The sequence below is a fragment of the Dictyobacter formicarum genome, from assembly GCF_016587435.1.
Genome location: NZ_BNJJ01000011.1, coordinates 174,372 through 187,679, shown reverse-complemented (window position 1 = coordinate 187,679; position 13,308 = coordinate 174,372). Strand labels below are relative to the sequence as shown.

Sequence of the window (13,308 nt, the reverse complement as noted above, 5' to 3'; positions counted from 1 at the left end):
TAAAAACCTGGGACTGGATCTTTGGCGTTATTTAGGGAATAGATTTCGCCCCAGATATAGTGTTGACCATTGGAAAGCTCTGTGTAGCGCGGTGATTCACCGGCTGCTCTCATGGCGGCAATCATCTGGCGTGTACCAGAAACAGGTACAAATAGGATCTTTCGCGCCATGGAAAGCCCAGACAGGAAGATTTTTTAACAAACCTGCTTTCGCAGGATCACCAGCGCCAGAAATGGGTGCGGCAGCAGCGAAGTAGTGTGGCCAGCGCTCAATCATATCCCAGGTTCCATAGCCACCCTGCGATACGCCTGTAATATAGAGTCGGTGTGGGTCAATGTCTGGATACTGCTTTTGCAGACTATCTATGAGCTGCTTGGCCATGAGCAGTTCCGGTGTCGGCTGAGGAGCCTGCTTGTACGAGCCTTTGCGGGATGGTGTGTTTATCCATTGATGGGGAATCATTACCTGCGGCACAACAATAAAGGCTGGCCAGTGCTCCTGGATATTCGGGTTATGTGCTCCAGTATAGGTATCGCTCCATACCTTGACATAATCTTGCTTAAATAACAAATATCGATTCTGAGCTGGCGTATTGTGTGGTTGAGCACGTTCTCCTCCTCCATGTAAAAGGAGGACTAAAGGATATTTGTGTGCTGGACTATAATGGGTCGGCTGATAGAAATAGTAAGGTAAGGTATGTCCCTGGTTGTTAGTAAAGACGCGTTTCTGATAGCCGTCAATGGTTGCGACCTTCTTGGCCAGTAAGGGAGCTGCATGGCTGGTTGAATGAGAGACTACATGGCTGGCTACACCAGGAGTATTGTACAAAAAAAGAAAATAGCCAACGAGTATACAGAGAATGAGTACGGTTGTGCTAATAATAGGGAGCGCGAATTTCTGCCAGGTGTTATGCACTGATGATAATCCTTCTTTAGCTGTTGTCTAACATAAAAATAAATGATTGTTCATAGCAATACATCGTTATTGAATAGCTTTTTGTCTCACTGTGTTATATAGCGTGCATACTCATATGAATAAGGTCATATTATTCCTCACCCACCCACTCACTTATTATTAGCATACCATCGAAGAGAATACCTTTGCTCCTTCATCTGGTTTAACATGTAGCTACTTAAAAATCTATCCAGAATTATTATATTAAGGGAATACTGAAAATCATCATATTAACTAAATAAGCTTGACAAATTCTTCCTGATTATTTATATTATTGTCATTGAGTGAAGTAACTTTATCGTCTTCAAGAAACTATAAATTTGCTGGATAAACAGTATTATTTTCTTTTTTCGTAAAATTTACAACGTTGTAAGTTAACAGTACTGTTTATTTATGCACCTGAATTTGCGTTTGTGTGCTTTGTGGACGACAAGTCATAGAGCCATCATCGCAACAAGTGCATCTTTTCCGACACCAATTTTTAGGTATGTAGCCAGCAAAGACTTTGGGAAAGGAGATGTGAGCACTTTAAAGAATATTGTTCTCAAATTTGTCCAGGAAACGATGGTGTTTTATTGTTGCTTTTCATAAACGAAAAAGGACAGACTGTAGTGCAGCAGGAAAAGGAAAGATCCTTTTTAATTTTCTTATTTGCGAAAATCAGAAAATTTACCTCCAGACAAGTAAATTGTCCTCTTAAAGCTCTGTTTCAAGCAAAAGGTTTGTTACAAGCGCTGCCTATAAACTGGAATCCTTTTCATCACTGTTATTTTCCTAATGGTGCTACTGTTTCATGTTTGTATTGTGATCAAGCGTTTGCAAAAAAATGCTTTGATGCATTCTTCGCCAGTAGCATGCTGATAATCGGCAACTATACCATTACTTCCTCCAACGACGCCAATTACGTTTCCCAACAATATAATCTGGTGACCTCCGTAGATGCATGTAAGCAGTGTCTGCTATCTACGGGAAAGTTCGTATCGTGTATTGATTAGTTTTTATCCATGGGATTTGTTGCTATGGATAAGGAGAAGTAATCATGGCATTATCTATTTCACGTCGCCGTTTTTTGCAATATACTGGAGCTGCAACCATTGGTGGTTCGTTGCTCGCCGCGTGTGGAAATACCTCTGTCGGTCCTGGTACTGGAGGTAACGGAGGAGGTACCGCTTTATCTCAGTGGTATCATCAGTATGGTGAGACTGGTACGGAAGCGGCTGCTAAGCGTTATGCCAAAGAATACACCAAAGCTAACGTGACTGTGCGTTGGACCCCAGGTGACTATGGTACTGTACTGAACGCAGCACTTATCAGCAATAATCCACCAGATGTTTTTGAAATTTCAGGTGTTGGCGTTGATCAGATCAAAAATGGCTTTTTCGAGCCTTTGGATGATTTGTTCGGCGATGCAAAAAGCGATTTTAGTGAAGTCAGCCTGGCACCATATACCGTCAATGGAAAAATCTATGGTATCAAGATGCTCAACGATACCGGTCTGCTCTACTATCGCAAAAGCCTCCTGCAAAAGGCTGGAGTGCAACCTCCCACAACTTTCGCTGAAGTTATCTCGGTTGCTCAGAAATTGACCACACAAGATGTTAAAGGTCTCTTCCTTGGCAATGATGGAGGCATTGGTGCTCTGGGCACTATCGCTCCATGGTCTGCGGGTAGTGATTTTGTCAGCAAAGATAATAAGATTATTTTCAACAATGACCGTACGGCGGCCGCCATTGAAAAGATTGTTGAATTGAACAAAACGAAAGCACTGTTACTCGGCAACACCACGGACTGGTGGGACCCATCGGCCTTCACGCAGGGCCTGGCCGCCATGCAATGGACAGGTTTATGGGCGATGCCAGCGATTCAGAAGGCATTGGGAGATGATTTTGGCGTCATTGCCTGGCCAAAATTGGATGATAAAGGGACACCTGCAACCTTCCTGGGTGGCTGGGGTGCTTGTGTCTCTGGCAAGGGAAAAAACAAAGACGCTGCCAAAGCCTTTGTGAAATGGCTCTGGATTGACAATACAAAAGATCAGGAAGATTGGTGCCTCAGCTACGGTTTCCACATCCCCCCACGTGCCAGCTTGGCGAGCAAAGCGACGAAATTACAGAGCGGCCCTGCTGCTGAAGCCGTCAAGATCGCCAACCAGTACGGCAAAGCAACCCCTCCTATCTGGGATGGTACCATGGGCACCGCATTTGGTGATGTGATCACCCATGCGGTCAAGAATAATGCCAATATTAAAGACGAGTTGAAACAAGCCGAAGACAAGTGTAACACCGAATTGCAGAAACTACTTTAAGTTTGAATGAGTGATGGGCGGAGGATGAATAGCACAAAAGCATTCACACCCGCCCATCCTCCCATTTTCAATATTGCCCATCAACTACCTCCTAGACAGGAAGGATACTCACAATGAATGCTTCCTCTTCAGTCTCAGTACATGAAGCCACTGGCAAGCCACAAAACATCCAGCCTGGCACCAGAAAGCAAATGCGCAAGCGTGAACGTCGCACCACGTTGGCCTATTGGAGTATGGTTGGGCCCCTCATCCTTGGCCTAACGGTCTTCACCTTTCTGCCCATCGTCTGGAGTATTGTGCTTAGCTTCTTTAATGCGCGCAGCACGATTCTACCTACTCAATTCATTGGCTTTGATAATTACCTCAACTTGTTGAACGACGATTCTTTTCGCAAGGCCATGGTCACCGGAGTCCTCTTCGCTCTTTTTATTATTCCAACCACCTGCGCATTTGCTCTCGGTCTGGCGCTCCTGGTCAATAGTGTTCGTTATGGGCGTGGTTTCTTCCGGTCTGTCTTTTTTATTCCCACCGCTTGCTCTTACGTCGTTGCCTCACTCATTTGGAAAATGGGTATCTTCAATGGCCTTCAATCAGGATTAATGAATACCCTGCTTGCCGTTTTTGGTGTTGAGCGCATCTCCACCTGGCTCACCAGTCCCAATCCCCCACTCTTCTGGATCGTCCTGGTAACCTGTCGTCTCTGGCTGCAATTAGGCTTCTACATGATCCTCTTTATTGCCGGACTGCAAGATATTCCTAGAGAATTGTATGAAGCCGCCGAAGTCGATGGTGCTAAACGAGGTTGGCCCACTTTCCGTTATATCACCTTGCCCCTCCTGCGCAACACGACCGTTGCTGTTCTGATCCTGAACTTGATCGCTGCTTTTCAAGCGTATGATGAATTTTATAACATTCTGGGCAGCTTTACTGGCTCCAGCGGTAACATCGTTCTTGGACGCCCGCCGTTGCTGTATCTGTACCAGATAGCGATTGGTGGTGGCGATTTTGGACGTGGTAGTGCGGGTGCGATTATCATCGCCCTGACAATCATGATCTTTACGCTGCTTCAGAGTAAATTTTTAAGTTTTGGTAAAGCGAATTAAAGCGGCTGCACCAAAGATCATTTTGAAAGGACACAGGGAAAGAATCATGGCAGTGACGAATCTTCGAACTGGCACATCCTCGAGAAAGGTATCCAGAGTTACCCGCCCTGGTGCAGCAATAGGCAGCATAGTGCGTTATACTATCTTGATCGTGCTCGCGATCATCTTTTTGATTCCTTTTTATTTGCTTTTACGTAATGGCCTGGCAACCGAACAAGAGATTACCTCACCTCACTGGACCTTGTTCCCCAGTACGCTGCATTTCGAGAACATCAGTGAGCTTTTTAGTGATGATAGCGTTCCTTTCGCTAACAGTTTGTTTATCTCTGCACTCAGTTCTCTCGCTACGACGACTGGAGCCATTCTCGTTGCCTTATGTGCAGGTTTTGGTATTGCCCGGATTCCTTATCGCTGGAATGGCTGGGTTTTTGGCGCCATTCTCGCGACCTTAATTCTTCCGGGGGCCGTCACCTTTATTCCTACCTATACAATTGTCTCGTTTTTAGGTTGGGTTGGAAATGTCTGGGGCTTGATTATTCCTGGACTCTTTAGTGGTTTCACAACCTTCCTCTTCCGACAATTTTTCCTGAATTTTCCTAGCGAGTTGGAAGAGGCTGCTCGTGTAGATGGTCTGGGCTACTGGGGTATTCTCTGGCGCATCGTGGTGCCCAACTCATTTCCTATTATTGCTGCCTTAACCGTCGTAGGTTTTATTGGCGGATGGAATGCTTTCCTCTGGCCGTTAGTAATCACCGGTCAAAATGAGAATGCCTGGACTGTACAGGTATCGCTCTCAACCTTCTTAACTGCCCAAACTATCGAGCTTCATGAACTTTTTCTGGCAGCACTGATTGCCATTCTGCCTCTGATAATTGTCTTCTTGTTCTTGCAACGCTATATCGTTGAAGGCTATACTCAGACTGGCCTCAAAGGCTAAATTATCCGCGGGTCACCTGGTAATCTGGTGTCTACTGGACCGCACTAGCAAAAAAGAACCGGCCCGCGTTATCACAGCGGCTGGTTCTTTTTCATCTTCACAGGTCAGTACAGCTCCTTCTGTTTGGGTGTCGCTAAAGGATAAGCTGGCCTCTCACTATGCCCATATGAGTGCAGAGAGCAACGGAACATCTGAATATTCTCAGCTACTTGTCAAAACCAGGCATAGCATCTATACTTTTTTTTGTCAATGATAAAACAGACATCATAAAGATGGAATGTGTAAAGCATTGATACATGTAGCGCATAGAAGCACGCAACTGCTCTTTGGTGAATTTTGGTAAAGGATTGAACTATGTATCGGCAGGTCCCACCAGTAGATCGCAAGATGATGCAAAAAATCAACCAGAATACCTTACTTAATTTGATCCGTGTGCATGCTCCCATATCGCGAACTGAGCTCAGACGTTTATCAGGGTTAAGTCAGGGCACGATTTTTGGCATGACTGCGAGTCTCATTGAACAACAACTCATCGTTGAGACGGGCGAGACTCAATCGACCGGCGGCCGTAAAGCTGAACTATTAGAGATCTACCCAGAAGGAGGTTATGTCCTTGGGCTAGAGATTCGTGAGTACGAACTGGTAATTGTATTGCTGAATCTGCATGGCAATATTGTAGCGATAGAACATTATGAGGCCCAGTTTCGTAGTAATGCCGCGTATGCGGTTGATTGGATTACTGGCAGCGTGGATGCTTTTATTACCCGCACACAGGTCCCACGAGAGAAGTTGCTAGGTATAGGATGTGGTATTTCTGGTTGTGTCAATACACAACTGGGCGAGGTGGTAGATAGCTGGATTCTGGATTGGCATAATGTTACTGTTGGCCCTCCCTTGCAAGAACATTTTGGGATACCAGTTTTTGTGGATAACTCGGTCAATTGTCTGATCTGCTATGAGCGCTTATTTAGAAGCGGACAAATGTACCACAATTTTTTGCTTGTCACCTTTGGGCGTGGACTGGGCATGGCGGCTATTATCCGTGATAGTCCATTTCGTGGTTCACAAGGGCTGGGAGCAGAATTTGGCCATATTCCCTTTAATGCCAATGGGCGCTTCTGTGAATGCGGCAATCAAGGGTGCCTTGAAGCGTATGTCTCTGATCATGGAATTTTGCGCACATATGCTGAGATTGTGGCCGCGGGACCTTCTCATTCCGATACAGCGAGCGTCTCTGAGGTCGATCAACTGGTTGAACTGGCCCTGCAAGGCAATGAGGATGCCCTACAGGCTTTTGCCCTGACTGGTACGTATCTGGGCAATGGCCTCGCCTGCCTGATTAATCTTTTTAATCCAGAATGTCTCATTATTTGTAACGAAGGTGAACATCTACTGTCGCTCTTATCGCCATCGATGGAAACGGCCTTGAAGCAACATACCTTTTCACAGCTCGGAAAAGATCTTCAGCTTATTTGTGAAAAAAATACAACCATAGAATCCTGGGCGCGCGGCGCGGGGTGTCTTGTGCTCCAGGACTTCTTCGCATCCCCCAAACAGTTTTAATGGCTCTGGATTGTAATGAAGGAGCAGGCGAAAGCGGTATCTTCGCTTCTCTCTGCTCTCTTCCCATCTTTGTAAGGACTACTAATCAAGCTGTTTCCATATGCCCCCCTTATGGAGCCAGGCATAGAGAATCCCAATTCCTACCAATGGTGCGAAGGTTTTTACATCGAAGGTTAGAATCATTGCATTGATCACGATAGCAACGAGTATATGACCCACCACGAGATAAAATCCCAGCTTTTTCCAGGCGAGCAATAAGCTAAAGCCCACGATGGCTACGATACCCAACAGACCTAGCACAAGAAATACCAACGGCGAGATTCCCACTCTATTGTTGACCAGTGCACCAAAGGTGGCCAGAAAATTAATCCCCGCTACTACTGCCGCAGTTACCAGATTGAAAATGAGCCACGCCGTTAAGCATCCACCACGCTGACGCTGATTTATGGGCACATCATCCACATCAGGGATGGCAGCCAGGGGGAAACCAGCTCTAAAAGCCTGGGGGTAGCCATTGAAAAATTGCACATGCAGTGGTGAATTATCAGGGAGGATGAAATCCTTGCCCGCTGCCTTTTCCTCAACGGTAGATAGTGTACCTAATATCGTACCATTAATTTGTACGGTAGCTGGCTCTGCTTCGGTTATCCAATGGACCGTGATACGATGTGTTGCAGCTGCATCCAATGCAAAAACTTGTTTTGACATAATCCCTCTTGTCAAATACTTTGATATGAGTAGCGCATACGTTAACAGCCAATAGTACATATAAAAATGACTAATAAAAACTCTCCATTATTATATATATTTTTGCCTATACAAAGGCAAAAGAAAACAGTGATAACAATGTGTTTATTTCGTGAATGAGGTTAAGCTATCTTAACAATAAAAATCATATGAGCTGGATTTTGTTGGACAAAACTGGACATTACTGCTAGACAAGAAATTTTGAGGAGAATGCCAGATTCGCATAGTCTAGCATGGACAAATGCTCCAAAATAGGGTACACTTGACACTAAAGGTCGGACTTAGTGTATTAAAAACACCTTTTCTTTTTTGTCTGAGTCGTAAGTGTACAAGTTACACTTATTCGAAGGAGAATAAGGCATGACTCACAGCCAACCGTTTGATGTCGCTATCATTGGTGGCGGCATCGCGGGACTCTCGGTAGCTTTACGTTTGCCTGAGCATGTGCGTGTGGCCCTTTTTACAAAGGGTCAGCTCGGCGAGAGCAATACGCGTTATGCTCAGGGTGGACTTGCAGTAGCTTTAGGGGATGATGATAATCCCGAGCTTCATCTGCAAGATACGCTGGCTGCCGGTGCTGGATTGTGTGATGAGGATGCAGTACGTATTCTGGTTGAGCAGGCTCCTGGAGCTGTGCGCTGGTTGATTGAAATGGGTGTCCAGTTCGATCGGGCGCACCCCGGTGAAGATGTTCATACCACACCCGATGGGCTGCTGTTAGGCCGTGAGGGTGCCCATTGTCGCTGGCGCGTGTTGCACGCCGGTGGTGATGCAACGGGCGCTGAGATTGAGCGCGCGCTGACGACTGCTATTCAAGCGCGTTCCTCGATTGAATTATACGAAGACACTTTTGTACAACATTTGATCATGCGTGATGGTCGCTGTGTGGGTTTGCAAGCGACACACCGCAATGGAGAGACCTTCTCTGTGGAGGCTCGGTCTGTTGTGCTGGCGAACGGTGGGGCTGGTGGCCTCTGGCTGCATACCTCGAATCCAGCTGGCGCAACTGCTGACGGATTGGCGTTGGCCTGGCAGGCGGGCGCCGCACTAACCGATCTAGAGTTTATGCAGTTTCATCCCACTGTTCTGGTGGTCGATGGGGCTTCCCATCTCATTTCCGAGGCGGTGCGTGGCGAGGGGGCATATCTACGCAACCATGCTGGTGAGCGTTTTATGCCACGCTACAGTCCACAAGAGGAATTGGCACCTCGCGATGTTGTGGCACGTGCAATCTTGAACGAGATGCTGATCGAACAGACCGATTGTCAGTATCTGGATTTACGGCATTTGCCCGCTGAAAAGATGCGTGCACGCTTCCCCACCATTTCCGCTTTCTGCCAGCAATATGGCCTGGATCTGGCGACCGACCTGTTGCCGATCGCGCCGGCTGCCCACTATTGTATGGGGGGCGTGCTGGTTGATACCTATGGACATACAACTGTGGATGGCCTCTATGCTGTTGGTGAAGTTGCCTGTACCGGTGTTCATGGCGCCAACCGCCTGGCGAGTAATTCGCTGTTAGAAGGCCTGGTGTATGGGATTCGCATTGCTGATCATCTCGTACAAACGGATGGCACGGAGTCTATGCGCTCATCGTCGTTGTATCGTTCAGCCCATGTTTTAACCTATAATGATGCCCTTTGTGCTGTAGATGTATTGCCATCTGGTCTGTTGCATGATCCGTCAACAGCACAGGTTCGCCGTACGGTAAGGCAGTTAATGTGGCAATATGTGTCGCTGTGCCGGGATCAGGAAGGGCTGCTCGAAGCGCAGTGCCAGATTCAGCAGCTGCGCGCCGCGTTGTTCCTGGCAGATGAACAGGACACCTTTACCTTAGAAACATTGAATATGCTGCTTGTGTCTGAGCTAGTAATAACTGCAGCTCTCGAGCGGCGTGAGAGTCGGGGCAGTCACTGGCGTCTGGATTACCAAAACTCTGACGCATATCTGGCCACCCGGCATCTAGCTTTTGTTCCTCTGCACAGTGATCCTTATGGAACACTGGAGCTGCAGAAGGAGGCTGTCTCGCATGTATAAACCGCCTGTGGATCTGATTAAGAAGGCGTTAGAAGAAGATGGAGCCTTTGCTGATATTACGACTCTGAGTACAGTGCCAGAGGACCAATGGTCAGAAGCACGCGTCCTGGCACGTAAGCCTGGTGTCGTGGCTGGTATCGCTGTTGCCATAGAAGTATTCCGACAAATAGACGAGCGTATTCAGATTCAGCAATTAGTACAAGATGGAGCGTTGGTGCGGGCCGATGAAAACCTTCTGCTCCTGCAAGGTCCCGCCCGCTCGGTATTGAGCGCCGAACGTGTCGCCCTCAATTTTCTGGGGCGCCTGTCGGGTGTCGCGACGCTGACTGCACAATGTGTGCGTGCCATAGAAGGTTCGCGTACGCGTATCATTGACACGCGTAAAACAACGCCTGGCCTGCGTGCTCTGGAGAAAATGGCTGTGCAACTGGGTGGTGGGCATAATCATCGCTTTGGTCTCAATGATGGTGTCTTAATTAAAGATAATCATATTAAAGCGGCGGGTAGTATAGCGGCCGCGGTAGCCGGGGCTCGCCAGATGGCACCCCATCTGCTCAAAATTGAAGTTGAATGTGAGACGTTGGCTGAGGTACGCACTGCGCTGGACGCGGGTGCCGATGTTATTCTGCTGGATAATATGACGGTTGAGCAAATGAGTCAGGCGGTGGAAGTGATTCGTCGCGCAGGCCTTCGTGTCTTAATCGAGGCATCTGGTGATATCGGAACCGATGCGGAGCGTTTAAACGCTGTCGCTGCCACCGGTGTAGATTTCATTTCGCTTGGTGCTTTGACGCACTCAGCACCCAACTTTAACATCTCTCTAGAGTTTGCATAGAGCATTTTCTGAAGGAGCAAACCCATGGCTGTCAAAACCGAGTGTGCAGTAAGCCAGGAAACTCATGTATTGCCACTGCTGAATCCGCAAAAACGCGCTCGCTATGACCTTTCAAAGCGAGTAGATGCGATTCCTTTGTTTTATGCCGAGATGGGTGGCGAGGAACTGGACCGTCGTATTAGCGCGGCCCGGGCCGCCCTTGGCGAGCGTCTGGTGATTCTGGGCCACCACTATCAGCGGGATGAAATTATTAAGTACGCAGACTACCGTGGCGACTCATTTAAGCTGGCGCAACTGGCCTCTAAGCGTAAGAATGCCGACTATATTGTCTTTTGCGGCGTCCATTTTATGGCTGAAAGCGCTGATGTGCTCAGTGGACCGCATCAGAAAGTTATCCTGCCCAATCCAGCGGCCGGATGCTCAATGGCCGATATGGCGAATATTGCTGAGGTGGAAGAGTGCTGGGAACTGTTGCATGAGACCCTGGGAGACGACGCCGGTATTATCCCGGTAACCTACATGAACTCTGCGGCCAACCTGAAAGCTTTCTGCGGTGTAAATGGCGGTATCGTCTGTACCTCTTCGAATGCTCCTAAAGTCATTGATTGGGCTTTCAAGCAGGGTAAACGTGTGCTCTTCTTCCCCGATCAGCACCTGGGACGCAACACGGCCGCCCACTATGGGATTGCCGCGGACCAGATGGTTGTCTGGGACCCGAAAGATCCAATGGCTTTTGATGACGCGGAAGAGGTGCTGGCCAACTCCAGGATCATTCTATGGAAAGGTCACTGCTCAACCCATATGCGCTTTAGCGTCGAACAGATCGAAAAGGCGCGGATTGATTATCCTGGTATCAATGTTATCGTACATCCTGAGTGTCGCCAGGAAGTAGTTAACGCCGCCGATCTCTATGGTTCTACTGAGTATATCATCGAGCAGATTGCGAAGGCACCGGCTGGCAGCCAGTGGGCGGTCGCCACTGAAATCAACCTGGTCCATCGTATCGCGCAGGAGAATCCAGATAAATTCATCTTCTGCCTCGACCCGATTGTCTGTCCCTGCTCAACCATGTATCGTATCCATCCGGCCTATGTCGCCTGGGTACTGGAAGAGCTATTAGAAGGTAACGTTATCAACCAGGTCAGTGTCGACGAAGAAACCGCTCACTGGGCTCGTGTCGCCCTCCAGCGAATGCTCGACCTTGCCTGAAACAAACTTAAAACGGTCCCTGGTAGCTAAAAAGGAGACGCTATCCATTTTTGGTGGATAGCGTCTCCTTTTTATATAAATCTCCTTTTTATATAAAAAGGTACGATCTCTTTTGAGCCAGGCTGAACAGGGTTAGTGCCAGCGGGCAAAGTGGTTGGCGTGCGTTTGCAAGTAGGCACCAGGCTCGAATAGGGTATCGTAGTATTCCAGGTCGAGATGGTGGGTCTGGAGATACATGAGTATGAAGACAGATGGCACGGTGGCCGGAAACTTACCAAAGGTGTCGAACATATATTGAGCCTGGGTGGCGACACAATCTCTAAAGTGTTCGTCGTGTACCTGGGCGCTACTCCGGACTTTGCGGCTATCCTTCCAGATACCTGGGGTATCGGGATTGAAGGGACCGCCTGCGCCGAATTTACGTTCACAGAATTTGTCGACGGCTGCGCGCATGTTTGGATAGTGTGGTGGGCAATAGGCTTCAAAAACTCCCTCTAATCCAGTGGGATTGGGAATGGCCCAGCGCTCATCGGTGTCATAGCGGAAACCTAATCCTGGCACCTCTGGATCTCCACTGGCTCCCAGGATAGATAAGCGGTCGATCCCATCGAACATCCAGCCGCCCAGCCCAAGTGCTTGTTGCATCAGCGCACCCGCATAGGCTGCTGTTGAGAGCTCGGCTGTGCATTCAGCGAGCGAATATTGATCCAGGAAAGTTAAAGGATATGGATTTTCGATATCGACGATGTCGGCGAATTTTTCAATGCCAGGGATGCGACGATGGTTGATGTCGTCATAGATGCTATAACCGTTCTGCACATAGAAGCAGAGGTTGGCAATCGTATGCTGGGCGATATCTCCGGTAGGAATGACGAGTAATGAGCCTGGCCGGTTGGCGACCCAGGTATTATGTCCCTCCATATAAGGCTCTTTTGGAGGTAGGTTAATGCGTTTATCTGAGATCTTGTGAATATTGGCGCGATGGGCTTTAACGAGTTCAACCAGGGAAATAGAGCCATTGGCCTGGCGGGGTACCGGAGGAGCAGCATCACGAGACTTAAAGATGTAGGTACCGCTGTCATCAGTGAAGAAGATCTCACTGGTATGGAAGCCAGCGGCCGATGGGAAGGTTCGCCCGGCGGCTGCCCCGGCATAATTTGAGAAGTGAGGGGCATAGCGATCATGGCGAGTAATTGCATGATGCCAGCCAGTGGTGCCACCCACAGCTGTGAGAATCAATAATTTCTCCAGTTCTGAGAGTGGTACTGGCTCATGTTTCGACTTAAAGGCCACTGGCCCATCTGGTACCTCTGCTCCCAGAAAGAAGCGGCGTGAACGGCGGCCAAAGAGAGCATCTACAAAAGGAAATCGGAGGAGTTCCTGTAGTGCTTGCTCTTCTTGCTCGTTAGCTAGATTAGTCTGCTTATTGTCTTCGCTACTCATGTGTCTTCTGCTCCTTATTAAACATCAGCACTGACAGTAGCTACGAGATCATTAATCGCTTGTTATACTGTTTCGGCTTGAGCCTCGACGTAGGGAAGATGACCAACGCCGGTCTTAATGTTTCGGAATAATTCAGATGCCTGCCCACACCAGTTTTTTTGACTATTTGTATCAT

The 13,308-nt window shown here is 48.1% G+C and carries 10 protein-coding genes; 7 read left to right on the top strand and 3 right to left on the bottom strand.

The annotated features are described in order from the left end of the window. Window positions 1-96: 96 nt before the first annotated feature. Complete coding sequence (locus JMI88_RS20310; RefSeq protein WP_201363804.1) at window positions 97-915, bottom strand: carboxylesterase family protein; 819 nt, start codon at window positions 913-915, stop codon at window positions 97-99. Between the two features lie 1,078 nt (window positions 916-1,993). Between JMI88_RS20310 and JMI88_RS20305 the strand changes: the two genes are divergently transcribed. The 4 genes from JMI88_RS20305 (at window position 1,994) to JMI88_RS20290 (ending at window position 6,862) form a co-directional block, all read left to right on the top strand. Next, entirely contained in the window at window positions 1,994-3,259 is a 1,266-nt protein-coding gene (locus JMI88_RS20305) for an ABC transporter substrate-binding protein (protein ID WP_201363803.1), read from the top strand. A 113-nt stretch (window positions 3,260-3,372) separates the two neighbouring features. Continuing rightward, a complete protein-coding gene (locus tag JMI88_RS20300) occupies window positions 3,373-4,362 on the top strand; it encodes a carbohydrate ABC transporter permease (protein WP_201363802.1) in 990 nt (329 codons plus the stop codon). 46 nt (window positions 4,363-4,408) lie between these two features. Beyond that, entirely contained in the window at window positions 4,409-5,299 is an 891-nt protein-coding gene (locus JMI88_RS20295) for a carbohydrate ABC transporter permease (RefSeq protein WP_201363801.1), read from the top strand. A 354-nt stretch (window positions 5,300-5,653) separates the two neighbouring features. Then, on the top strand, window positions 5,654-6,862 hold the full coding sequence (locus JMI88_RS20290) for an ROK family protein (RefSeq protein ID WP_201363800.1): 1,209 nt from the start codon (window positions 5,654-5,656) through the stop codon (window positions 6,860-6,862). Window positions 6,863-6,943: 81 nt separating this feature from the next. Here JMI88_RS20290 and JMI88_RS20285 read toward each other — a convergent pair whose 3' ends face one another. Further along, entirely contained in the window at window positions 6,944-7,570 is a 627-nt protein-coding gene (locus JMI88_RS20285) for a hypothetical protein (RefSeq protein WP_201363799.1), read from the bottom strand. Window positions 7,571-7,969: 399 nt separating this feature from the next. Between JMI88_RS20285 and nadB the strand changes: the two genes are divergently transcribed. The 3 genes from nadB to nadA are packed head-to-tail and all read left to right on the top strand — an operon-like array spanning window position 7,970 to window position 11,690. Next, a complete protein-coding gene (nadB, locus tag JMI88_RS20280; RefSeq protein ID WP_201363798.1) occupies window positions 7,970-9,646 on the top strand; it encodes an L-aspartate oxidase in 1,677 nt (558 codons plus the stop codon). Beyond that, window positions 9,639-10,481 carry a carboxylating nicotinate-nucleotide diphosphorylase gene (gene nadC, locus JMI88_RS20275; RefSeq protein ID WP_201363797.1) on the top strand — a complete coding sequence of 281 codons (843 nt, stop codon included), beginning with the start codon at window positions 9,639-9,641 and terminating at the stop codon, window positions 10,479-10,481. Before nadB ends, nadC begins: the two co-directional genes overlap by 8 nt. Before the next feature lie 24 nt (window positions 10,482-10,505). After that, a complete protein-coding gene (gene nadA / locus JMI88_RS20270) occupies window positions 10,506-11,690 on the top strand; it encodes a quinolinate synthase NadA (RefSeq protein ID WP_201363796.1) in 1,185 nt (394 codons plus the stop codon). A gap of 132 nt (window positions 11,691-11,822) precedes the next feature. Here nadA and JMI88_RS20265 read toward each other — a convergent pair whose 3' ends face one another. Beyond that, on the bottom strand, window positions 11,823-13,133 hold the full coding sequence (locus JMI88_RS20265; RefSeq protein ID WP_201363795.1) for a glycoside hydrolase family 18 protein: 1,311 nt from the start codon (window positions 13,131-13,133) through the stop codon (window positions 11,823-11,825). Window positions 13,134-13,308: the final 175 nt, after the last annotated feature.

What these genes read in the sequence shown, in the direction of transcription:
- JMI88_RS20305 (WP_201363803.1), top strand. Translation starts at nt 1,994, where the DNA reads ATGGCATTATCTATTTCACGTCGCCGTTTTTTGCAATATACTGGAGCT.
- JMI88_RS20300 (WP_201363802.1), top strand. Translation starts at nt 3,373, where the DNA reads ATGAATGCTTCCTCTTCAGTCTCAGTACATGAAGCCACTGGCAAGCCA.
- JMI88_RS20295 (WP_201363801.1), top strand. Translation starts at nt 4,409, where the DNA reads ATGGCAGTGACGAATCTTCGAACTGGCACATCCTCGAGAAAGGTATCC.
- JMI88_RS20290 (WP_201363800.1), top strand. Translation starts at nt 5,654, where the DNA reads ATGTATCGGCAGGTCCCACCAGTAGATCGCAAGATGATGCAAAAAATC.
- JMI88_RS20285 (WP_201363799.1), bottom strand. Translation starts at nt 7,570, where the DNA reads ATGTCAAAACAAGTTTTTGCATTGGATGCAGCTGCAACACATCGTATC.
- nadB (WP_201363798.1), top strand. Translation starts at nt 7,970, where the DNA reads ATGACTCACAGCCAACCGTTTGATGTCGCTATCATTGGTGGCGGCATC.
- nadC (WP_201363797.1), top strand. Translation starts at nt 9,639, where the DNA reads ATGTATAAACCGCCTGTGGATCTGATTAAGAAGGCGTTAGAAGAAGAT.
- nadA (WP_201363796.1), top strand. Translation starts at nt 10,506, where the DNA reads ATGGCTGTCAAAACCGAGTGTGCAGTAAGCCAGGAAACTCATGTATTG.
- JMI88_RS20265 (WP_201363795.1), bottom strand. Translation starts at nt 13,133, where the DNA reads ATGAGTAGCGAAGACAATAAGCAGACTAATCTAGCTAACGAGCAAGAA.